The 21,895-nt window shown below is 67.1% G+C and carries 16 protein-coding genes; 12 read left to right on the top strand and 4 right to left on the bottom strand.

Annotated elements, in window-relative coordinates; all coding sequences use genetic code 11:
• Positions 1-121 precede the first annotated feature (121 nt).
• Entirely contained in the window at positions 122-2,422 is a 2,301-nt protein-coding gene (locus AC1PLS_RS21130) for a TonB-dependent receptor (RefSeq protein WP_184380604.1), read from the top strand.
• Between the two features lie 247 nt (positions 2,423-2,669).
• Positions 2,670-3,770: a glycerophosphodiester phosphodiesterase gene (locus tag AC1PLS_RS21125; protein WP_024939156.1), complete on the top strand. Its 1,101-nt coding sequence runs from the start codon at positions 2,670-2,672 to the stop codon at positions 3,768-3,770.
• Positions 3,771-3,856: 86 nt separating this feature from the next.
• On the opposite strand, the gene AC1PLS_RS21120 is transcribed toward AC1PLS_RS21125, so the two are convergent.
• Together AC1PLS_RS21120 and AC1PLS_RS21115 are read right to left on the bottom strand one after the other, a co-directional pair.
• Positions 3,857-4,642 carry a rhomboid family intramembrane serine protease gene (locus AC1PLS_RS21120; RefSeq protein ID WP_184432748.1) on the bottom strand — a complete coding sequence of 262 codons (786 nt, stop codon included), beginning with the start codon at positions 4,640-4,642 and terminating at the stop codon, positions 3,857-3,859.
• A gap of 346 nt (positions 4,643-4,988) precedes the next feature.
• Positions 4,989-5,945, bottom strand: a complete 957-nt coding sequence (locus AC1PLS_RS21115; RefSeq protein ID WP_024939158.1) for a TerC family protein — start codon at positions 5,943-5,945, stop codon at positions 4,989-4,991.
• 261 nt (positions 5,946-6,206) lie between these two features.
• Here AC1PLS_RS21115 and AC1PLS_RS21110 point away from each other — a divergent pair, with 261 nt between their 5' ends.
• The 10 genes from AC1PLS_RS21110 to AC1PLS_RS21065 all read left to right on the top strand — a co-directional run bounded on the left by AC1PLS_RS21110 (position 6,207) and on the right by AC1PLS_RS21065 (position 19,371).
• Entirely contained in the window at positions 6,207-7,373 is a 1,167-nt protein-coding gene (locus AC1PLS_RS21110; protein ID WP_184432751.1) for a class I SAM-dependent rRNA methyltransferase, read from the top strand.
• Between the two features lie 31 nt (positions 7,374-7,404).
• On the top strand, positions 7,405-7,722 hold the full coding sequence (locus AC1PLS_RS21105; RefSeq protein WP_039518152.1) for a hypothetical protein: 318 nt from the start codon (positions 7,405-7,407) through the stop codon (positions 7,720-7,722).
• A 235-nt stretch (positions 7,723-7,957) separates the two neighbouring features.
• A complete protein-coding gene (locus AC1PLS_RS21100; RefSeq protein WP_184432754.1) occupies positions 7,958-9,211 on the top strand; it encodes a dipeptidase in 1,254 nt (417 codons plus the stop codon).
• Between the two features lie 477 nt (positions 9,212-9,688).
• A complete protein-coding gene (locus tag AC1PLS_RS21095; protein WP_184432757.1) occupies positions 9,689-10,999 on the top strand; it encodes an MFS transporter in 1,311 nt (436 codons plus the stop codon).
• Positions 11,000-11,024: 25 nt separating this feature from the next.
• A complete protein-coding gene (locus AC1PLS_RS21090; RefSeq protein WP_104608580.1) occupies positions 11,025-12,194 on the top strand; it encodes a glycerate kinase in 1,170 nt (389 codons plus the stop codon).
• 172 nt (positions 12,195-12,366) lie between these two features.
• Positions 12,367-13,545 (top strand): sugar diacid recognition domain-containing protein, encoded by a 1,179-nt coding sequence (locus tag AC1PLS_RS21085; protein ID WP_126966912.1) that lies wholly within the window; start codon positions 12,367-12,369, stop codon positions 13,543-13,545.
• 142 nt (positions 13,546-13,687) lie between these two features.
• Positions 13,688-15,418 carry a sensor domain-containing diguanylate cyclase gene (locus AC1PLS_RS21080; RefSeq protein ID WP_372469989.1) on the top strand — a complete coding sequence of 577 codons (1,731 nt, stop codon included), beginning with the start codon at positions 13,688-13,690 and terminating at the stop codon, positions 15,416-15,418.
• Between the two features lie 137 nt (positions 15,419-15,555).
• Entirely contained in the window at positions 15,556-15,948 is a 393-nt protein-coding gene (locus tag AC1PLS_RS21075; protein WP_016902101.1) for a DUF2628 domain-containing protein, read from the top strand.
• 564 nt (positions 15,949-16,512) lie between these two features.
• Positions 16,513-16,773, top strand: coding sequence for a hypothetical protein (locus tag AC1PLS_RS21070; RefSeq protein WP_260300084.1), 261 nt, complete (start codon positions 16,513-16,515; stop codon positions 16,771-16,773).
• 120 nt (positions 16,774-16,893) lie between these two features.
• Entirely contained in the window at positions 16,894-19,371 is a 2,478-nt protein-coding gene (locus tag AC1PLS_RS21065) for a GH92 family glycosyl hydrolase (protein WP_184432763.1), read from the top strand.
• A 454-nt stretch (positions 19,372-19,825) separates the two neighbouring features.
• Here AC1PLS_RS21065 and AC1PLS_RS21060 read toward each other — a convergent pair whose 3' ends face one another.
• Together AC1PLS_RS21060 and AC1PLS_RS21055 are read right to left on the bottom strand one after the other, a co-directional pair.
• Positions 19,826-21,241, bottom strand: coding sequence for an amino acid permease (locus AC1PLS_RS21060; RefSeq protein ID WP_039816211.1), 1,416 nt, complete (start codon positions 21,239-21,241; stop codon positions 19,826-19,828).
• 181 nt (positions 21,242-21,422) lie between these two features.
• Positions 21,423-21,803, bottom strand: coding sequence for a hypothetical protein (locus AC1PLS_RS21055; RefSeq protein WP_016902107.1), 381 nt, complete (start codon positions 21,801-21,803; stop codon positions 21,423-21,425).
• Positions 21,804-21,895: the final 92 nt, after the last annotated feature.

Below are 21,895 nucleotides of genomic sequence, written 5' to 3'. Positions count from 1 at the left end.
AACGCAGCTGCGGCGCGGAATGCGCAGCTGCTGTCGCAGCACTGTCATGTCCCGGTCGCATCGACGCAAGACGGCTGTCGCACGCTTGCCGTCATCTTTTGACTCGTCCCCCCTGCCGCTCATGCCCAAGACCCATCTGTTAAGTGCCGCCGTCTTTACCGCGCTCGTGCTGTCGCCGGCTGCCCACGCCGCCGATCCCGAGGTGACTGCCGATACCGGCACGACCGTGCAGCAACTCGACGCGGTCTCGGTGATCGGCCAGGGCGAAACGCGTCAGGTGCAGCGCATCACCCAGCAGGACATTCCGGTGTTGCCGCCGGGCACCAGCATCCAGAAGCTGCTCAACCGCATGCCGGGCGTCAACGTGCAATCCAACGATGCCTTCGGTGCCAACGAGGAGTCGCAGACGATCAGCCTGCGCGGCTTCAACGGCACGCGCCTGGGCTATACGCTCGACGGCCTGCCGCTGGGCGACAACGCCTACGGCAACTACAACGGCCTCAATATCAGCCGCGCCCTGATTGCGGAAAACTTCGGCGGCGTGGAGCTGGCCTCGGGCATCGGCGCACTGGGCACCGCGTCCACCAGCAACCTGGGCGGCACCATCCAGTACTACTCGGCCGATCCGTCCAGCGTGTTCGGCGGGCAGCTGTCGCAGACGGTGGGCTCCGATGCCAACCGGCGCACCTTCCTGCGCGTGGACACCGGCGACTACAACGGGTTTTCGGCGTATCTGTCCGGCATCAATGCCGAAGCCGACATGTGGGCGCGCCCGGAGTCGCCGACCACCACGCGGCAGTTCAATGCCAAGGGCGTGTACCAGTTTGACGGCGGCAAGCTGACCGCGTTCGCCGACACCTCGCGGACCTCGCAGGCCGACTATTCGTATCTGTCCAAGAGCGGCATGGCGCGTGGCCTGGGCTGGGACTGGAACCTGTATGCACCGGACTGGAACCGGGCGTTGGCCGCGGCGTACTGCGCACCGGCCACGCGCAATGCGGCGCGCTGCGGTTTCAGCGGCGGCGTGGACAACATCGACGATGCGTACTACCAGAGCCGCGCGTTGCGCGACGACGATCTGTTCTATGTGGCCGGCGACTTCCAGCCCAACGATGCGATCAGCCTGCACACCCAGGTCTACCACCACGAAAACAAGGGTCAGGGCCACTGGTGGTCGCCGGGCCAGGCGTCCAACCCGGGCACGCCGCAGGCATTGCCGATCTCCATCCGCAGCACAAATTACTGGATCAACCGCACCGGCGGCATCGCCTCGCTTGGCTGGAACCTGGGCCCGCATCATCTCGAAGCCGGGCTGTGGTACGAGCGCAATCACCACGATGTGGAGCGCAATTTCTACTGGATCGACGGGCCGGTCAGCGACGACAAGTTCCTGCAGGATCCCGACCGCCGGCTGTTCTCGCAGAACTACATCATCACCACGCGGCAGTTCTATGTGCAGGGCAACTTCAAGTTCCTCGACGAGCGCCTGAGCGTGGATCTGGGCATCAAGAGCCCGAGCACCGAAATGACCGCGCGCGAAACGCCGGGGCTGGCGGTGGAAGCGCCGGTGGCGACCGGCTCGATCAAGGCCAGCGAGTCGGTGCTGCCGCAGGTCGGTCTGGGCTATCGGATCGCAGACGGACAGGAAGTGTTCGCCTCGTACGCGGAAAACATCGCCGCGTTCCAGGGCGGTGGCGCCGGTGGTCCGTTGCTGGTGACGCAGGCCTCCTTCGATGCCAGCGTCGGTGCACTGGAGCCGGAGAAGTCGCGCACCGTGGAAGCCGGTTACCGCTTCGTGCGTGACCGCTTCGAAGCCTCGCTGGTGGGTTACGACGTGACCTTCGACAACCGCCTGCTCTCGCTCAATCCCTGCGCAAGCATCCAGCAGGGCACCACGCCGGCCTGCACCACGCGCTTCTTCAACGTGGGCTCGGTGAGCAGCCGCGGCGGCGAACTGACCATGATCTGGAAGCCGACCAGCTACCTGCAGTGGTACAACTCGGCTTCGATCAACCGCTCCACCTACGACGACAACTACGTGCAGAACGGCGTAACCATTCCCACTGCCGGCAAGACCACGGTGGATACGCCCAAGCGCATGTTCGCCAGCGAAATCGCCTTCAACTACGCCAACTGGAACATCAACCTGCGCGGCAAGTACACCGGCCAGCGTTATTACACCTACACCAACGACCAGGGCTTCGGCGGTTACACCTCGTTCGATGCGGGCGCCGGGTACGACTTTGGCCAGGCCGGCGTGCTGCAGGGGCTCAAGCTCTCGCTCAACGTGACCAACCTCACCGACAAGCGCTATGCGTCCAACCTCACCGCGTTCGCCAACAGCGATCCGAATGGCCGTCAGCTGGCATTCCACGCCAGTGCGCCGCGGCAGGTGTTTTTGACCTTGGATGCCAAGTTCTGAGTTAGGGATTGGGGAGTCGGGATTGGGGATTGGTAACAGCGGGTCTTGTGGCTGCTGACTGATTTCCGGTGGCGATCGACGTGGATGGTTTTAGAGTGGCTGGCAAGACCTGTCGAGTGATTGTCGGGCGGATGCGACGATGCGGAGGTGCGGGATGCAAGGTCGTGCATCCCGCCTCGCTCATCGGCCGCGCTCGTCTGGCGGTCGTGCCGTGGTGTTGATGGCTGCTTTTTTGTTGGAGAAAGGCATGATGCAGTTCCACCGTGCGTTGGTGTTGGGAGCGATGATGGTCGGCATGAGCGGGCCCGCGTTGGCAGAGGCGCCGTTGGCGAAGACGGTGCAGATCTTTGCGCACCGTGGCGCCAGCGCATTGCGCCCGGAACACACCCTGGCCTCGTATGCCAAGGCGATTGTCGATGGCGCCGATTTTGTCGAGCCGGACCTGGTGTCCACCAAGGATGGTGTGCTGGTGGCGCGCCATGAGAACGAGATCGGCGGCACCACCGATGTGGCCAGCCACCCGGAGTTCGCCGCGCGCAAGACCCGCAAGACCATCGATGGCCAGGCGATGGAAGGCTGGTTCACCGAAGACTTCACTCTTGCCGAATTGAAGACCTTGCGCGCGCGCGAGCGGTTGCCGCAGTTGCGCGGCACGCGTTGGGATGGGCAGTTTCAGATCGTCACCTTCGATGAGATCATCGATTTTGTCGCAGCCGAATCGGCAGCGACCGGGCGCACGATCGGGCTGATTCCGGAGATCAAGCACCCGAGCTATTTCAGTGGGCTGAATCTGGCGATGGAAGACAAGGTGCTGGCGAGCCTGCGTGCGCATGCCTACACGCAGACCGCGCCGGTGGTGATCCAGTCGTTCGAGACCGGCAACCTGCGTTACTTGCGCGGCAAGATCGGGCGCAACAGCACTATTCGCTTGCTGCAGCTGCTGGGCGGCGCGCAGATGGCGCTGCCCGATGCGGGCGTGGGCAACGCGCCACGCACCTACGCGCAGATGATCACGCCCGAGGGACTGAAGCAGGTCGCCGGCTATGCCGATGCGATCGGCCCGGACATTCGCAGCATCATTCCGCTGGATGTGCAGCAACGCCTGGGCACGCCGACCAGCCTGGTGCACGACGCGCACGCGGCAGGATTGCAGGTGCAGCCGTATACCTTCCGCCCGGAGAATTATTTCCTGGCCGCCAACAACCGCAGCAGTGCTGCGGTGACCGAACGTAACGAGGCCGGCGCATTGGCCGAGTTGAAGGCGTATCTGGATGCCGGTATCGATGCATTCTTTGCCGATGATCCCGGCTTGGCGCGGCGTGCGTTGAGCGAGCGTGCGACGCGTTAAACGTTGGACGCATATGCGGTCTGTAGGAGCGCGCTGGCGCGCGATGAAGCGTTCCCGATAACGCTCCATCGCGCGCCAGCGCGCTCCTACGTCCCAGGTGGCCGTTCGCGTGGCGGGAAGTGCAGCACCACGTTCTGCGAGCCGTCTTCCTGGCGCTGCCACAGCACTGGCACCTGGCGTGGCGGCGGCGGTTCCAGCACGTCGCGTTCGGCGTTGCTGATCTCCCAGGCAGCGTCCTCGTCCTCGTCTTCCCAGCTGTAGCGCGGCCTGGCCTGTTGCGGGTCGCGCAGGCGCAGCAGCAGTGCAGCGATCAGGCCGGCCACTGCGCCGCCCAGATGCGATTGCCAGGATACGCCGGCCTCGTGCGGCAGGATGGTCAGCAACATGCCGCCGTAGAACAGGAAGGCGATCATGCTGGTGGCAATCGCCGGGCGGTCGCGGCGCAGCAGGCCCAGCACGAACACCAGGAACATCAGCCCGTGGGTGACGCCACTGGCGCCCAGATGCCGGCTGCCGGGCTCGCCCAGCAACCACGCGCCCAGCCCCGAACCCAGCCACAGCAACGGCAGCGCCAGGGCGGTGGCACGCGGATACACGCTGCCGGCCAGTGTGCCCAGGATCAACAAGGCGGCGGCGTTGGCGCCCAGATGCGCGAGCGAGCCGTGCAGCAGCGGCGCGGTGAGGATGCCGAGCAGGCCGTCGGCCTGCAGCGGTGCCACCGCCCAGGCGCGCCAGTCGAACATGTTCTGGGCGGTGAACACCGCCACCAGCAGCAGCACGGCGGCCAGGCTGAAGTTGAAGGCACGCAAGACCCGGGAACGATCCAGGCGATCTTGCGAGGTGGCGTCGGCGGCAACAGGATGCGGTGTCATGCCTTCACGGATGGCGTCGCGCGGATGTTTTACAAGCCTGTTCGGCGCGGGATAAGCAGGCCCGACGACGGGATAATCCAGTTCCGCCACCGGTGATTGGCGCAGCGGCTCGCGTTGCGTCACGCAGGTGGCCGAAGCGCGACACCCATTGGCTGCGGGCCCTTGCCCGCCCACCGTCGCGGGACACGCCGCAAGTACGTCCGTGTAGGCTCTTACGCGGCATCCATGCCGCGTAAGGTCCCGCGACGGCGAGCAGGCAACGACCCCTCGAGTTGGTCAGTGCGTAAATGCGAGCAACGCACGCGGCTCTGCCGTTCCCGAATCCCGAATCCCGAATCCCGGCCGGTCAGTGCCCGGCCGGCTTGGGCGGCCGCAGCAGGCTCAGCACGATGGTGAAGACCAGGATTACGATCACCACCGCCAGCGAGACCAGCACCGGGATCTTGTATAGATCGATGATCATCATCTTGGTGCCGATGAACACCAGGATCACCGCCAGGCCGTACGGCAGCAGATGGAAGCGGTCGGCCATGCCGGCCAGCAGGAAGAACATCGCGCGCAGACCCAGCACCGCGAATACGTTGGAGGTCAGCACGATGAACGGGTCGGTGGTGATCGCGAAGATCGCCGGGATGCTGTCCACCGCGAAGATCACATCGATCACCGCAATCAGGATCAGCACCACGAACAACGGGGTGAACCAGCGCTTGCCGTCCTTGATCACGCTCAGCGCATGGCCGTGGTACTGAGGGCTCAGGCGCAGATGGCCACGCATCCAGCGCAGTACCGGGTTGGCTTCCAGATCCGGCTCCTTGCCGGCGGAGAACCACATCTTGATGCCGGTCAGCAGCAGGAAGGCGCCGAACACGTACAGCAGCCAATGGAACTTGGTCAGCAGCACCGAGCCGGCGAAGATCATGATCGCGCGCAGCACGATCGCGCCCAGCACGCCGATGATCAGCACGCGCTGGCGCTGCTCCTCGGGCACGCCGAAGTAGGTCATCACCATCAGGAACACGAAGATGTTGTCGACCGCCAGCGATTTCTCGACCAGGTAGCCGGTCAGGAACTCCAGCCCGATGCGGTCGGCCGCCGCATCGCCCATGCTGCCCTGCAGGTACCACCACAGCCCGGCGTTGAAGGCCAGCGCCAGCAGCACCCAACCGATGCTCCACCAGGTGGCTTCCTTGAAGGTGACCTTGTGGGCACCGCCGTGGCGCATCAGCACCAGATCGACCAACAGCGCCACGATCACCACGATCGCGAAGCCGCCCCATAACCAGACATTGCCAATGGTTTGCATACAAGAATCCCGAAAGTGAAACGACCTGGACAGCCGGTGGGCTGAGGCCTTGTGACACGGAAATCGTGGATTCCGGGTGACGGACCTTCGCCTGCGCGGCGAAGGTCTCGCTCACAACCGGCCGGGCCGGTTGCCGTTGCACCGGAGCGCCTGATGGCAGGGCTCGTCATGACGGCGACAACGCTGGGAGCTACTCCCCTTCTGCAGCCGATTCTGCGTGCCCGGGGCAGGCACGTCAATCCAGCCGGATACAATGGGCGGATGAATACTCCTGTCCCCGTCGTCCGACTCAAGAATGCGTGGCGCTCCAGCCACCCGTGGATCTACCAGAAGCTGGTGGAAAAGCCCGCCGCCAAGCCCAAACCCGGCACCATCGTCGATGTGGTCGGCGTGGACGGGGAGTGGGTCGGCCGCGGCTTCTACAACGGCCACTCGCGCATCGCCGTGCGCATCCTGGAGACCGACCAGGCGGTGCCGGTGGATGCGGGCTGGTTCTCGCGCAAGATCGCCGCGGCAGTGAGCCTGCGCCGCGACTGGCTCAAGCTCGACGCGGTGTCCGATGCCTGGCGCGTGGTGCACAGCGAAGGCGACGGCCTGTCCGGCCTGGTGGTGGACCGCTATGGCGACCTGGTGGTGGTGGAGTTCTTCGCCGCCGGCATGTTCCGCCACCGCGAATGGATCTACGAGGCGCTGCGCGAGCAGTTCCCGGGCTGCCGCTTCCACAGCTTCGCCGACGAACATGTGCAGAAGCAGGAAAGCTTCGATTTCCACGGCAACACCACCACCGAAGCGTCGGTGATCACCGAGTACGGCATCAAGTTCCGCGCCGACCCGGCCGGTGCGCACAAGACCGGCTTTTTCGCCGACCAGCGCGAGAACCGCCAGTGGCTGAGCGAGCAGGTCGAAGGCAAGAGCGTGCTGGACCTGTGCTGCAACACCGGTGGCTTTGCGGTGTATGCGGCTGCGCGCGGCGCGTCCGAGGTGCTGGGCGTGGACATCGACGAGGACGTGATCGCCATCGCCAAGGGCAACGCCAAGCTCAACAACGTGCGGCCGAAGTTCGTGCAGGCCGACATCTTCCCCTGGCTGCGCGATGCCTCCAACCGCGGCGAGCAGTTCGATGTGGTGATCCTGGACCCGGCCAAGATGACCCGCGACCGCGAGCAGGTGATTCCGGCGCTGAAGAAGTACCTGGACATGAACAAGCTGGCGCTGGGCGTGGTCAAGCCCGGTGGCCTGTTCGCCACCTTCTCGTGCACCGGGCTGGTGGCCGAACAGGAGTTCCTGGACATGCTGCGGCGCGCCTCGTATTTCTCCGGGCGCACCATCCAGATCCTGAAGGTGGCCGGTGCCGGCCCGGACCACCCGTTCATGGCGCACGTGCAGGAATCGCGCTATCTGAAGGCTGTTTTCTGCCGCGTGATCTAGCGCGGCGATCAACCCCTGGAGCGGCCAGTCGATGACAGCGGACGATGAGGAACGCAAGGCGCTGAGCCGGTTGCTGCGCGAGATCGAGCGGCCCCATGCCAGTCTGCTGGCCAGCAACTGGCCGGTGTTCGGCGTGTGGCTGCTGTTCGCCGGCGCCTTCATGTACCTGTTCCAGACCGGCAACGGTTCGCCATTGCATCCGTTGCTGCTGGCGCTGGGCTCGACCTGCCTGGGCGTGCTCGGTGCCTGGATCGTGTTGCGCTCGGTATGGGCGCGGCAGTGGCTGCACGTGCGCGAGCACGTCGATGTCGAGAGCGTGCGCGCGCGCCTGGCCGAACTGGGCGATTGAACCCACACCTGGCCCCGCACGCCATCGCCAGGCGAGCGGTCACGGTGGGCCACGCATGGATCCCTGCGTGCGGCTGCAAGCTGGGCGCGGCGTACAGACGTTGGCACTGCGCGCAATGTGGTTTCGTGTGTTTTTTTTAGAGCCGCAATGTGCGCATCGCCTGCGCCGTGGCGCGTGCAGTACGCGTGCCGCAAGCCGTTATGATCCGGTGACCCCCACCTGGCTGTGAGATCGCATGCACCTGCACACGCTGTCTCTGTCTGTCTCGCTGTTGCTCGCCACCGCGCTGCCTGCCCACGCGCTGGAGTTTTCCAAGGCCGAACTGGCGCGCGCCACGGCGCTGCAAAAACGCCTAGTCACGCTGGATTCGCATCTGGACACGCCGGCCAACCTGGAGCGCCCCGATTTCGACGTGTTGCAGGCGCATGCCGGCAACCGGCTGTCGCAGGTGGACTACCCGCGCATGGTCGAAGGCGCGCTGGATGGTGGCTTCTGGGCGGTCTATACCGCGCAGGGCAATCGCAGTGCGGCCGCGCATCTGGACGATCGCGATGCCGGTCTGCAGCGGCTGTTGAAGATTCACACGCTGCTGGCCGCGCAACCGCAGCGCTTCGCCTTCGCCACCACGCCCACCGATGCCGCGCGCATCAAGGCCGATCGCAAGCGCGTGGTGTACATCAGCATGGAAAACGCCAGCCCGCTGGTGGCCGACCCCACGCTGCTGCGCTTCTATTACGCGCAGGGCCTGCGCCTGATGAGCACCGTGCATTTTCTCAACAACGAGTTTGCCGACTCGGCCACCGACCCCAAGGGGCCGGAGTGGAAGGGCCTGAGCCCGGCCGGCAAGCAACTGGTGCAACAGGCGCAGGCGCTGGGCATCGTGATCGATCAATCGCATGCCTCCGATGCGGTGTTCGACCAGTTGATCGCACTGTCGCCGGTGCCGATCGTGCTCTCGCACAGCGGCGCGCGTGCGGTGTTCGACCATCCGCGCAATATCGACGACGCGCGACTGAAGGTGCTGGCCGAGCACGGCGGGGTAATCCAGGTGAATTCCTATGGCGGCTATCTGGTCGACAGCGGCGCCAGCCCCGAGCGCAAGGCAGCCGAGAAGGCGCTGACCGAGCAATACGGCGGCTGGGAGCACATCAAGATCGCCGACGGCACGGCCCTGAGCGCCGCGCTCAAGGAGCTGGATGCGCGCTACCCGATCAAGCGCGCCACCGAGGAGGATTTCTTCGCCCATCTGGAGCATGTGCTCAAGGTGGTCGGGCCCGAGCACGTGGGCATCGGCATGGACTGGGATGGCGGCGGTGGCGTAGTCGGCCTGGAAGACGTCTCCGACCTGCCGCGCATCACCGCCTGGCTGCTGCGCAAGGGCTACACCGAGCAGCAGATCGCCGGCATCTGGGGCGGCAACCTGCTGCGGGTGATGGGGCAGGCGCAGGCGTATGCGGTGGGGAATGGGGAATCGGGAGTGGGGAGGTAGTGCTGGGATTGGGGAGTCGGGATTCGGGATTCGCAAGGCCGAGGCGGTCTGTCGTGCGGGACTGGGTGCTGTGTCGGGCTTGGCGGTGGCCGCCGGCTTGGTTGTAAGTGCAGGGCTGGGGTAGAGGCGCGTCGCTGCTGTTGGCTTCTTCGCCGGATGGGCTGATAGGGGCGCGCGCGGAGTGCGCCGGCGCTGGTTGTCAGCCAGGTGGTTGGGTGGCGGGCCGCCGTCGCAGCATCGGGGTCGCCAGCCCTGCACCAACAGCATGGTTGCTGTCGCGTTCCGAGCCCGGCACACGCCGGGAGCGGTTGTGGCTGATTTGGGCAGTTGCACAAAAACCGGTGTGTGCCTGCCCGCAGACAGGCAGCAGGCTGACGATGCTTCCGGGAAAAAGCTCCAACTAGAATGCGCCGACCCCTGTGTGGTGCCGGTGCCAGCACTGCGCGCCGGTGGGCCCACCGACTGCTGGAGCGTGCGATGACCCAAGCCACCCGGCCACTGCCGCCCACCGATGGCATGGCCCCGACCTACCGCAAGATCCTGTGGCGGCTGATCCCGTTCCTGTTCGTCTGCTACCTGTTCAACTACCTGGACCGGGTCAACGTGGGCTTCGCCAAGCTGCAGATGCTCGGCGATCTGGGCATGAGCGAGACCGTGTACGGGCTGGGCGCGGGCATCTTCTTCATCGGCTATCTGGCCTGCGGGGTGCCGAGCAATCTGATCCTGCAGCGCATCGGTGCGCGCCGCTGGGTGGCGATCATGATGGTCAGCTGGGGCCTGCTGTCGACCTGCCTGATGTTCGTGCGCACGCCGGCCGGCTTCTACACCCTGCGCCTGCTCACCGGCGCGGCCGAGGCCGGCTTCTTCCCAGGCATCGTGCTGTACCTGACGCGCTGGTTTCCGCGCGCCCAGCATGGCCGGGTCATGACCGTCTTCATGTCGGCCATCCCGATCTCCGGCGTGCTGGGCGGGCCGTTGTCGGGCTGGATCCTCGGCCATTTCTCGGCCGGGCAGGGTGGCCTGGCTGGCTGGCAATGGATGTTCCTGCTGCAGGGCCTGCCGACCGTGCTGCTGGGCATCGGGGTGTGGTTCCTGCTCAGCGATGGCGTGCAGCAGGCGACCTGGCTGGACCCGCAGGAGAAGCAGGCACTGACCCGCGCGCTGGCCGCAGACGAAGCCGGCAAGCCGGCCGGCGCCTCCAGCTCGCTGGGCGCAGTGCTGCGCAACCCGGCGGTGTGGATGCTGGGCACGGTGTACTTCTGCATCCAGAGCGGGGTGTATGCGATCAACTTCTGGCTGCCTTCGATCATCCAGGGCAGCGGCGTCACCGACCCGACCCGGATCGGCCTGATGAGCGCCATCCCGTACCTGGCCGCGGCGGTGTTCATGGTGCTGATGGGGCGCTCGGCCGACCGCCGCCGCGAGCGCCGCTGGCACCTGGTACTCCCGTTGCTGATGGGGGCGGCCGGGCTATGCATCGCCGCCAGCGTCACCGACAACCTGGCTCTGGCCCTGTTCGGCATGACCCTGGCCACGATGGGCGCGGTCAGCGGCTTGCCGCTGTTCTGGCCGCTGACCAACGGCTTTCTCACCGCCGCCGCTGCGGCCGGCGGGCTGGCGCTGATCAACTCCACCGGCCAGGTCGCCGGCTTCGTCAGCCCGTACCTGGTGGGCTGGATCAAGGACGCCACCCACAGCACCGAGCTGGCGCTATACGTGCTGGCCGGGGCCATGCTGCTGGGCGCCGCGCTGGTGCTGCGGGTGCCGGCACGCGCGGTGAACCAGTGATGCGTCCGTCTCAGCGAGTGTGCCCATGAAGATCGTCATCGCCCCCGATTCCTACAAGGAAAGCCTGTCCGCACTGGAGGTGGCCACCCAGATCGAGGCCGGCTTCCGCGAGGTGTTCCCCGACTGGCAGTACCGCAAGGTGCCGGTCGCCGATGGCGGCGAAGGCACGGTCGATGCGCTGGTGGCGGCCACCGGCGGGCGGGTGATCGACTGCACGGTCAGCGGCCCGCTCGGCACCCCGGTGCAGGCGTTCTTCGGCCTGACCGGCGACGGCCGCACCGCGGTGATCGAAATGGCCGCCGCCAGCGGCCTGGCACTGGTGCCGCCGGCCGAGCGCGCGCCGCTGCGCACCAGCACCGCGGGCGTGGGCGAGTTGATCCTGGCCGCGCTGGATGCCGGCGCGCGGCGCTTCATCATCGGCATCGGCGGCAGCGCCACCAACGACGGCGGCGCCGGCCTGGCGCAGGCGCTGGGCGTGCGGCTGCTGGATGCGCAGGGCGAGGCGATCGGCCCCGGTGGCGGCGCGCTGGCGACGCTGGCGCGGATCGATACCCAGGACCTGGACCGGCGGCTGCAGGACTGCCAGTTCGAAGTGGCCTGCGATGTGGACAACCCGCTGATCGGCCCGACCGGCGCTTCGGCAGTGTTCGGCCCGCAGAAGGGTGCCACCCCCAGCATGGTGCGCCAGCTCGACAGCAACCTGCAGCGCTACGCCGATGTGCTGCAACGCGACCTGGGACTGCGCCTGCACGACCTGCCCGGCGGCGGTGCGGCCGGCGGCCTGGGCGCGGCGCTGGTGGCGTATCTGGGTGCGCAGTTGCGGCCCGGGGTGGAGATCGTCGCGCAGGCGCTCGGGCTGGACGCCCTGGTCGCCCAGGCCGATCTGGTCATCACCGGCGAAGGCCGCCTGGACAGCCAGAGCCTGCACGGCAAGACCCCGGTGGGCGTGGCGCGGCTGGCGCAGCGGCACGGCAAGCCGGTGATCGCCATCGCCGGTTGCCTGGGCAATGGCGCTGCGCTGCTGCACGGGCACGGCATCGACGCGATGTTTGCGGTGGTGCATCGCGCCTGCACGGTGGAGCAGGCGCTGGCCGAAGCCGCCAGCAACGTGCGCATCGCCGCACGCAATGTGGCCGCGGCGCTGCAGCTGGGCCAGGCCTTGGCGCAGTTGCCTGCGCGTGCAGCCACGCGCTGACGGCAGCGCGCGGGATGCCGTGCGCAGGCTGTGCCACGCGGTCGCCACGTGATCCACTGATGCTGCCTGCCTGCCTGCCTGATGCATGCGCGCAGCACAGGACGGGGCACCGCCATGCAGCACCGAACGTGCCACCGTGTCCTCCCCGATCGCGCCAACAGACCCCATGCCCATGCTCACGCTCGACCGCACCCTGGCGCAGTCCATCGTCGACCGCGCGATGACCATCATCGACGGCAACGTCAATGTGATGGACCACACCGGCGTCATCATCGCCAGCGGCGAGCCGGCGCGCATCGGTCAGCTGCACGAGGGTGCGCTGCTGGTACTGTCCAGGCAGGGCCGGGTGGAGATCGACGCGGCACTGGCGCAGCAGCTGGATGCGGTTCGCCCGGGCGTCAACCTGCCGCTGATCGCCGATGGCCGCATCGTCGGCTGCGTCGGGCTGACCGGCGACCCGCAGCGGATCGGGCAACAGGCCGAACTGGTGCGCATGGCCGCCGAAGCGATGCTGGAACAGGCCGGCCTGCTGCGCCTGCTGGCCCGCGATGCGCGCCTGCGCGAGGAAGTCACGCTCGGCCTGATCCGCGCCGACGGGCCGACCCCGGCACTGGCCGGCTGGGCCGAACGGCTCGGCATCGCGCTCGACCTGCCGCGCGTGGCAGCGGTGATCGAAGTGGAAAGCGACACCCTCGACCTGGACGCGATGCTGGTGGAACTGCAGCGCCTGCACACGCTGCTGTCCACGCCCGAGCGCGGCAACCTGATCGCCGCCACCGCGCTCAACGAACTGGTGGTGCTCAAGCCCGCACTGGACCGCCGCGGCCACTGGGATGTGGACGAACAACGCCGCCGCGCCCACACCTTGCTCGAGCGCATGCGCGCCAGCAGCCCGCTGCGTATCCGCCTCGCGTTGGGGCAGTATTTCCCGCAGCCCGGCGGGCTGGCGCTGTCGCACCAGATCGCGCGCACCACCATGCGCATCGGCAAGGCGCGCGCGCCGCAGGCCGATGCGTTCTTCTACGACGACCATCGCCTGCCGGTGCTGGTGGACGACCTGCGCCAGGCCTGGCAGGCCGAGGAACTGCGCAAGCCGCTGCAGGCGCTGCTGGCCCAGGACCGACGCGGCGACCTGGCGCAGACGCTGTCGGTGTGGTTCGGCGCCGGCATGCGCATGGCGCCCACCGCCAAGGCACTGGCTATCCACCGCAATACGCTGGATTACCGCATGCAGCGCATCGCGGAACTCTGCGGCGTGGACCTGCGCAATACCGACGACTGCGTGCGCCTGTATCTGGCCCTGCAGATGCGCGACGCCACTGCGGCAAGCGGGACCGAGCCCATCCAGTGACGGAGCGTGTGGGCTGCGCACAAGGCATCTTCTGTGCGATGGCGCACGCAACGCTGCGTTAGCAGGTATGTTCGGTCCGCTAGACTGAGCGGATTGCCCGGGGGACCAAGCGAGCATTTCATTGAGCCACTGCGACGCCGTCGTGTCATCCACCTCCCGCGAGGCCGAGCGGCTGTCGCGTCTGGCGCTGTTGCAGGTCGTCGACACCGATGCCGAGCCGTTCTTCGACGCGCTGGCCGCCGCCGCGCAGGCGATCGCCGGCACGCCGATCGCGCTGGTGTCGCTGGTGGACGAACATCGCCAATGGTGGAAGGCCAATATCGGCCTGCCCGATGCCAGCGAAACCCCACGCGAACTCGCGTTCTGCGCCTACACCATCCAGGACGATGCGGTGATGGAAGTACGCGATGCGCCGGCCGATCCGCGCTTTCGCGACAATACGCTGGTCACCGATGCGCCGGGGATCCGTTACTACGCCGGTGCGCCGATCGTGTTGTCCGACGGCTTGCGCATGGGCACGGTGTGCGTGATCGACCAGCGCCCGCGCGCGCTGGAGCCGGCGCAACTGGCCGCCTTGCAGCAGCTGGCCCGGGTTGCCGCCGAAGGCCTGGAGCAGCGCCGGCTGATGCTGGAACGCCAGGCCGCCAATGAACAGCTGCAGCAACGCCTGCGCGAGAGCGAGGCGTTCCTGGAGCGCACCGGCCGGGTTGCCGGCGTCGGCGGCTGGGAAGTGGACGTGGCCAGCGGCACCCTGACCTGGTCGGACCAGACCTGCCGCCTGCACGATCTGCCGGCCGGCTACCGGCCGACCCTGGCCGAAGGGATCGGCTTCTACCCGCTCGATGCGCGCGCGGTGATCACCGAGGCGGTCGAGGCCTGCGTGCGCGATGGCACGCCCTGGGATCTGGAACTGCCGCTGGTCAGCGCCACCGGCCGGCAGCTGTGGGTGCACAGCACCGGCTCGATGGAGCATGTGGACGGACGCACCCGTCTGATCGGCGCGATCCAGGACGTCACCGACCGCCATCGCGCGGTGGATGCGCTGGCCGCCAGCGAGCGCAAGTTCCGCAACATGTTCCAGTACAGCCTGGGCCTGATCTGCACTCACGACATGGATGGCCGCCTGATCAGCGTCAATCCGGCCGCCGCGCGCTCGCTGGGCCGCAGCGTGGAGGGCATGGAAGGCCGCTCGTTGCTGGAATTCGTCCGCCCCGAGCTGCATGCCGCCCTGCACGGCTATCTGTCGCGGATGGTGCTCGACGGCCAGGACGCCGGCGTGATCGAGCTGGTCGCCAGCGATGGCAGCCTGCGCCACTGGCAGTACCGCAACGTGCTGGACGTGGAGGCCGACGCCACCATCGTGCTGGCGCACGCCCAGGACATCACCAACCAGTACCAGCAGGAGAAGCAGCTGCTGGAATGGTCGTTCACCGACCCGCTCACCAACTGCTACAACCGCCGCTTCCTGGACGAGCTCGACAAGCGCGATCCCAGCGTGCGCTGGGGCTGCATCGTGGTGGATCTGGACAAGTTCAAGCTGGTCAACGACACCCATGGCCACCAGCGCGGCGACGAGGTGCTGGTGCAGATGGCCTGGTTCCTCAACCAGCCGCTGCGCACCCAGGACCGCCTGGTCCGCCTGGGCGGCGACGAATTCCTGGTGCTGCTGCATCAGCCCACCCAGCCGCAGCTGGCGGCCCTGGTGCGCGACTACATGGCCGCCATCGACGAGGCGCCAATCCGGTTCACCCTGGGCACCGCCCTGCGCAACGACGGCGAGGCGCTGGCGGCGGTGGTCGACCGCGCCGACCACTCGCTGTATGCGCTGCGCCGGGCGCGCCGCGGCACCGGCCTCAGCGACCAGCGTGAATAACGCGCGCTGCACCGCTGCAAGCGGCCACTGCCGAAACTGATCGGCGGCTGACCCCGTCTTCCATCCGGCGCCCGCAAACGTGTCCGGTGAATACGCGATCGCCTATTATGTAACCGTTTTCAACTACATGGTTTGGAATGGACACCTTCGATCGCACCCAGCTCAGCCCCAAGTGGCAGTTCCGTTTCGATTTCTTCGACCGGCACGGTGGCCCCAAGGACCCCAGTTACAAGAACGCACTGAAGACCTTGAGCTTTGGTGAGAAGGTCAAGGTCGGCATGAACTTCTATGCCTTCTTCTTCGGCGTCATCTACTTCTTCATCATTGGCCTGTGGCGCAAGGCGTTGAGCCTGATCGGCATCAGTGTCGTGGTGAGCATCGTGGCCTCGTTCCTGCCGGCCGCGTTTCAGAATGTGCTGTGGCTGCCGCTGTCGTTGTTGACCGGCATGATCGCCAACTACGCCTATTACCTGGACAAGGTGAAGGGCAGTACCAGCTGGAACCCGTTCGAAGGCATGCGCTGGATCTGAAGCAACTGCGTCACCGGCGCGTCGGCCCCTCCCGCCGCCACGCCAGCGTCGCCAAGCCCGGTCACTGACCGGGCTTTTTTATGGGCCAACCAAGCCCCGGGAACCAAGCCCCTCTCCCCCGGGGCGATAAGGCACAGCGTGCGCGCCTGGGAGCGCCTGCGCTGCCAGCGCGGGCCGGGGCGCAGAGCGGGGGACTGAGGTGAGGGTCCGGCCCCCTGATACGCGACACGCCCAGGCGCACCTCTCTCAGCCAACCGCGCGCAACGCAGCCAAATCACCTCCGAGCCAGCTCATCCGTCAGCACAACTGACACGCTTCAAAACTGCAGCACTCGGCCACGCGCAGCCTGATTCAAAACGCCTAAAACACCGAAAAACTGCCAGAGCCCGCACACTTTGCTGCGCCGCGGTGTGCAGCCGCGGGTCGAGAATGCTTAATCTTTGCCAACCGATGACACAAAGCGGCACAGGATTTAGATCGATCCAATTACGCCAATCCCCCGCAAGTGTTTAAAAAAAAGACGATGTCTTTCCGTCGTACCACCGCCCTCGACGAGACGCTTGAATGACCGATTACCGCCGTTGTCGCCCGCAGCTGCTGTCCCGAGCCGTGCTGCTCGCATTGCTGTCGCCCCTGTCCGCCCTGGCCCAGCAGGCCAGCGCCCCGCAACAACTCGATGCCGTCACCGTGACTGGTTCGCGCATCAAGCGCGTCCAGGCCGAAGGGCCGGCGCCGGTGCAGATCATCGGGTCCGAGGAGATCCGCAGCCGCCTGTTCAGCCCGGTCGGGCGCGAGATCGCGGCAGAATACGTGTTCGATTTCTGAGCCGCTGCCCACCTGTCGCAAGCCGCCGTCAGGCGGGTATCGACCGGTCGCCGCGTCTGGGGCGTCGGCACGCGTCATCCACCTGCGGCCTCGGCCGCTCTCTCCCCCGAGGTGTCCTGCATGCCCTTCGCCGTTGCATCCGATCGCTCTTCGTCGCATCTCCCATCAATGCCGCGGTGGCGCCGCGCCGCCGCCGGCCTGTGCCTGCTCGGCATGGCGGTGTGCGCGCCGCTGGCCGCGCAGGACCCGGCGCAGGTCAACACCTTCATCGGCAGCAAGGACGACGGCAACACCTTCCCCGGTGCCTCGGCGCCGTTCGGCCTGGTCCAGGTCAGCCCGATCGGCGCGCACTACGCCGGCTGGCGCTACGACGACCCCAGCATCCGCGGCTTCGGCCACTCGTTCCTGTCCGGGGCCGGCTGCTGGGAGCAGGGCGGGCAGGTCTCGGTGCTGCCGGTCACCGGCCGCATCGGCCCGGGCGGCGACTTCGACACCGGCGACGCCAAGGCCTTCGACCAGAAGCGCTATGCCGCCCGCTACACCCATGACGGCGAAGTCGGCCAGGCCGGCTACTACAAGGTGCGGCTGACCGACTACGGCGGCATCGACGCCGAAGCCACTGCGCTCACCCGCGCCGCCGCCGAGCGCTACACATTCGCCCCCGGCGCCGACACTGGCCATGTGCTGGTCAACCTGGGCCAGGCCAACGACCGCCACGTGGTGATCGGCAGCCAGCTGCAGGTGGTCGGCGACCGCGTGGTCGAAGGCAAACTGACCACGCAAAGTTTCTGCGGCGGCCATGAATACACCACCTGGTTCCGGCTGGAATTCGACCGCCCGTTCACCGCACACGGCGTCTGGGGCGAAGACGGCGGCGTGCCCGACGCGCGCCACGGCATGGGTGGCGAACTCAAGCCCAATGGTGCCTGGCTCAGTTTCCCGCTGGGCAACAACAAGAACGCGCGCGCAGTGACCGTGGTCAGCGCCATCTCGCACGTGGATGCCGAAGGTGCACGCAACAACCTGCGCGCCGACGGCATGCTCGGCGGCAAGCTGCTGGGCCTGGAGCAGATGCGCCAGCGCGCGCAACAGGCCTGGCGCAAGCAGCTGGCCAGCCTGCAGCTGGATGGCGCCAGCAACGACGATCGCAGCGTGGCCTACACCGCGCTGTATCACGCCCTGCTGCAGCCGCTGACCAGCAGCGATGCCGATGGCCGCTATCGTGGCTTCGACGATGCGATCCACCGCGCCGATGGCTGGACCTACTACGAGTATTTCTCGCTGTGGGACACCTATCGCTCGCAGAACCAGCTGCTCGCCTTGCTGCAGCCGGCGCGCGCGCGTGACATCGGCCGCTCGCTGCTGGCGATCCATCAGCAAGGCGGCTGGCTGCCGCGCTGGGGCTATGCCAACTTCGATACCAACATCATGACCGGCGACCCGGTGACCCCGTTCCTGGTCGACCTGTGGCGCTTCGGCGCGCTGCAGGACAACCAGGCGCAGGCGTACGCAGCGCTGCGCCAGAACGCCTTCGAACAACCGCCAATCAACTCGCGCCACGCCGGCCGCTCCGGCAACGCCAGCTACCTGGCCAACGGCTTCGTGCAGTACGACCGCGCGTTCCCGTCCAAGGGCATGGACGTGGACCCGCACCACGGCGGCTCGGCCACGCTGGAATACGCGCTGGCCGACTGCGCGCTGGCGCAGATGGCGCAGGCGCTCGGCCACCCCGACGACAGCGCGCTGCTGCGCAAACGCGGCGGCAACTGGCACAACGTCTGGGACGCCAGCGTGCGCGATGCCGACACCGGCTTCAACGGCTTTCCACGGCCCCGGCTGGAAGACGGCAGCTGGTATGCCCCCTCGGACGATCGCTACAGCCCGCGTTCGCAGCACGGCTTCCACGAAGGCACCGCCTGGCAATACCAGTGGCTGGTGCAGCAGGACATCCCCGGCATGCTGCAGGCCATGCACGGCAGCGAGCAGGCCGGCCAACGCCTGGATGCCTTCTTCGCCTACGACGACCTGCTGAAGGATCCGCTCAACGCCGCGCGCACGCACTGGGTAGTCGGCCCATACAGCTACTACAACCAGTACCGCTACAACCCCAACAACGAACCGGACCTGCACGCACCGTGGATGTACACGTTGATCGGCCAGCCGTGGAAGACCGCCACCGTGGTGCGCGCCGCCCAACAGCTGTTCACCAACGCGCCCAACGGCGTCACCGGCAACGACGACCTCGGCACGATGTCGGCCTGGTACCTGTTCAGCGCGCTTGGCCTGTATCCGGCGGTGCCGGGCAGCGGGCAGTTCCTGCTGCACGCCCCGCGCTTCAAGCGGGCCACGCTGGACCTGGGCAACGGCAAGCGCCTTCGCATCGACGCCCCCGGCGCCGACGGCCGCGCGCTGCAGTACGTGGACAGCGTGCGTTTCAACGGCACACCGCAGCGGCAGGTGTTTCTGGACTGGGCCCAGCTGCAGCAGGGCGGCACGCTGTCGTTCGCGCTGACCAGGCAGCCCCCGACCCAGGGCTGGGGCACGCAGGCGGATGCACTCCCAACCTCGTTCTGCGCCACGCCTGCAGCCGCGCCTTGAGCCAACGCTCCTCCCCGGGTTGCGGGGAGTGCGAGGGAAAGCCCTGACGTCGCCGGAGCATGAGCTAAAGCCCCTCTCCTGCGGGGCGATAAGGCACAGCTTGCGCGCCACTGGCGCGCGTGCCTGGGAGCGCCCGCGCCGCATGCGCGGGCCGGGGCGTGGAGCGGGGGGGCGAGGGTAGGGAGCGAAGCCCCTGACCCAGTTGGATAACACCAGGCGTCGCCCGTCCCCTCATCCAGCCCCTCGGGCCACCTTCTCCCGATGGGAGAGGGGAGTGGTCAGCGTGCATCCGCAAGCAGTCGTGCAGCACGGGACTGCTACCGCCAGGACTTTCCCATCGACGATTCAAGCTTGAAGGCGCGTGGCGACGCGTTCGTCATGCATGGCACTGAAAGATATCTGGGGCGCCCCTCATCCGGCCCTTCGGGCCACCTTCTCCCGATGGGAGATGGAACTAGCCAACCTTCGCCAACCGGCTATTCCGCCGCCCATAGGCCACATACACCACCACACCCAGCACGTTCCAGACCAGGAACCAGCCCTGCGTGGTGCTGGGCAGGCTCCAGAACAGGTACAGGCAGCCCAGGATCGCCACCGGTCCCACCACCCACGCCAGCGGCGTGCGGAAGGAGCGCGCACGCGTTGGCTCGCGCACGCGCAGCACCAGCAGGCACGCCGCCACTGCGGTGAACGCGGCCAGGGTCCCGGCATTGGCCAATGCGGCAATTTCATCCAGGCGTGCCACACCGGCCAACGCGGCCACCAGCACTGCCGTGAACAGGGTGATCGCCACCGGCGTGCCGGTGCGTGCGTTGACCTTGGACAAGCCGCGCGGCAACAGACCATCGCGCGACATCACGAAGAAGATGCGGCTCTGCCCGTACAGAAACGCCAGCAGCACCGTCGGCAGCGCGATGATCGCCACCGCACCGATCACCAACGCCGCCTTGCCGTGGCCAAGTTCGCGCATGATCAGCGCCAACGGCTCGGGGCTCTTGCCGAACACGGTAAAGCTCATCGCGCCCACCGCCGACAACGCCACCAGCACATAGATCAGCGTGCAGCCGATCATCGAACCGACGATGCCGATCGACAGATCGCGGCCCGGGTTCTTGGTCTCCTCGGCTGCGGTGGAGATCGCATCGAAGCCATAGAACGCGAAGAAGATGATCGCCGCCGCCGCCATCACCCCGCGCTCCACGCCATCCGGGCCCGCGGTCTTGGGGAAGCCATACGGCATGAACGGCTGCAGGTTGGCACTGTCGAAGGCCGGCAACGCGATCGCCACGAACACGCCCAGCGCCACGATCTTCAGCACCACCAGCACCGCATTGAGCGTGGCGCTTTCCTTGGTGCCGGCCATCAGCATGCCGGCCACCAGGAAGGTGATCACCACCGCCGGCAGGTTGACGATGCCGCCGGCGTGCGGCCCGGCCACCAGGGCATGCGGCAGGTTGACCCCCAACCACTGCAGGAAGCCGACGAAATAGCCCGACCAGCCCACCGCCACCGTGCTCACCACCAGCGAGTACTCCAACACCAGGCTCCAGCCCACCACCCAGGCGATGCTCTCGCCGAGCGCGGTGTAGCTGTAGGTGTAGGCGCTGCCGGCGGCCGGCATCATCGTGGCCATCTCCGCATATGCCAGCGCCGCGCAGGCGCACACGATGCCGGCGGCCACAAACGACAGCAGCACCGCCGGGCCGGCCTTGTCCGCGCCCACCCCGATCAACGTGTAGATGCCGGTGCCGACGATCGCGCCGATACCCAGCGCGATCAGATGCGGCCAACTCAGGCTGCGGACCAGTTGCCGACCGGCCTCGTGCACGGTGACCTGATCGATGGATTTGCGCCTGAGCCAAGACGACATGCGGACCTCGCGGGAATCAAAGAATTCCCGAGTGTCGCCCAACGCGCTGCAGCAAAGCTATCGGTCCGAGGTCATGCGTCGGTGCGGGCATGGCAGCGCAGGCACGCCCACCGCCTGCTGTGAGCCCGCGCCACACCTCGCCGTTCCCTGGTCAAACGCGACCGCCCCGCACAATCCCCGCTCACTCAACCGACGGGCGATGCGGTGGACGCACATTGCGATAGACCAACTGCACCGCCCACGCGCCCACCAGACCCACCGCACCGGCGGCAAAGTGGGTCCAGTCGAGCAGGCGTGGCGCCGCCCCGTTGGCATCATGCCCCCAGAAGTTGAACCACAGCAGCACCAATGCGGTAACCCCGATCCCGATCCAGAACCACAGCCGCGTGCCGCCGATCGCATAGAACCCGAACGGCAACGCCGCACCGATCAAGAAGTGCACCGGGAAGAAATACGCCGTGCCGTATGGCCGCATCAGGTACCACACGATTGCCGCAAAGCTGCCGAGAAACGCGAACAGGCCCAGCGCGAACAGACGGGTTTGGTTGGTGGCAGTGGTCATCAGCTGGCCTGGCAGGAACGAAGCCCCACCCTAGCCATGCGCAGGTCACGTTGAGGTCAATGCGCTGCGAGCAGCCTGCAACTCCATCACCG

Source organism: Xanthomonas sp. NCPPB 3218, assembly GCF_056725185.1.
Note: the sequence above shows the minus strand (reverse complement) of the source record. Positions and strands in the feature narration are given on the sequence as shown.

Bases quoted from the DNA above. Each gene is read 5' to 3' on its own strand.
- AC1PLS_RS21130 (WP_184380604.1), top strand. From the start codon at position 122: ATGCCCAAGACCCATCTGTTAAGTGCCGCCGTCTTTACCGCGCTCGTG.
- AC1PLS_RS21125 (WP_024939156.1), top strand. From the start codon at position 2,670: ATGATGCAGTTCCACCGTGCGTTGGTGTTGGGAGCGATGATGGTCGGC.
- AC1PLS_RS21120 (WP_184432748.1), bottom strand. From the start codon at position 4,642: ATGACACCGCATCCTGTTGCCGCCGACGCCACCTCGCAAGATCGCCTG.
- AC1PLS_RS21115 (WP_024939158.1), bottom strand. From the start codon at position 5,945: ATGCAAACCATTGGCAATGTCTGGTTATGGGGCGGCTTCGCGATCGTG.
- AC1PLS_RS21110 (WP_184432751.1), top strand. From the start codon at position 6,207: ATGAATACTCCTGTCCCCGTCGTCCGACTCAAGAATGCGTGGCGCTCC.
- AC1PLS_RS21105 (WP_039518152.1), top strand. From the start codon at position 7,405: ATGACAGCGGACGATGAGGAACGCAAGGCGCTGAGCCGGTTGCTGCGC.
- AC1PLS_RS21100 (WP_184432754.1), top strand. From the start codon at position 7,958: ATGCACCTGCACACGCTGTCTCTGTCTGTCTCGCTGTTGCTCGCCACC.
- AC1PLS_RS21095 (WP_184432757.1), top strand. From the start codon at position 9,689: ATGACCCAAGCCACCCGGCCACTGCCGCCCACCGATGGCATGGCCCCG.
- AC1PLS_RS21090 (WP_104608580.1), top strand. From the start codon at position 11,025: ATGAAGATCGTCATCGCCCCCGATTCCTACAAGGAAAGCCTGTCCGCA.
- AC1PLS_RS21085 (WP_126966912.1), top strand. From the start codon at position 12,367: ATGCTCACGCTCGACCGCACCCTGGCGCAGTCCATCGTCGACCGCGCG.
- AC1PLS_RS21075 (WP_016902101.1), top strand. From the start codon at position 15,556: ATGGACACCTTCGATCGCACCCAGCTCAGCCCCAAGTGGCAGTTCCGT.
- AC1PLS_RS21070 (WP_260300084.1), top strand. From the start codon at position 16,513: ATGACCGATTACCGCCGTTGTCGCCCGCAGCTGCTGTCCCGAGCCGTG.
- AC1PLS_RS21065 (WP_184432763.1), top strand. From the start codon at position 16,894: ATGCCCTTCGCCGTTGCATCCGATCGCTCTTCGTCGCATCTCCCATCA.
- AC1PLS_RS21060 (WP_039816211.1), bottom strand. From the start codon at position 21,241: ATGTCGTCTTGGCTCAGGCGCAAATCCATCGATCAGGTCACCGTGCAC.
- AC1PLS_RS21055 (WP_016902107.1), bottom strand. From the start codon at position 21,803: ATGACCACTGCCACCAACCAAACCCGTCTGTTCGCGCTGGGCCTGTTC.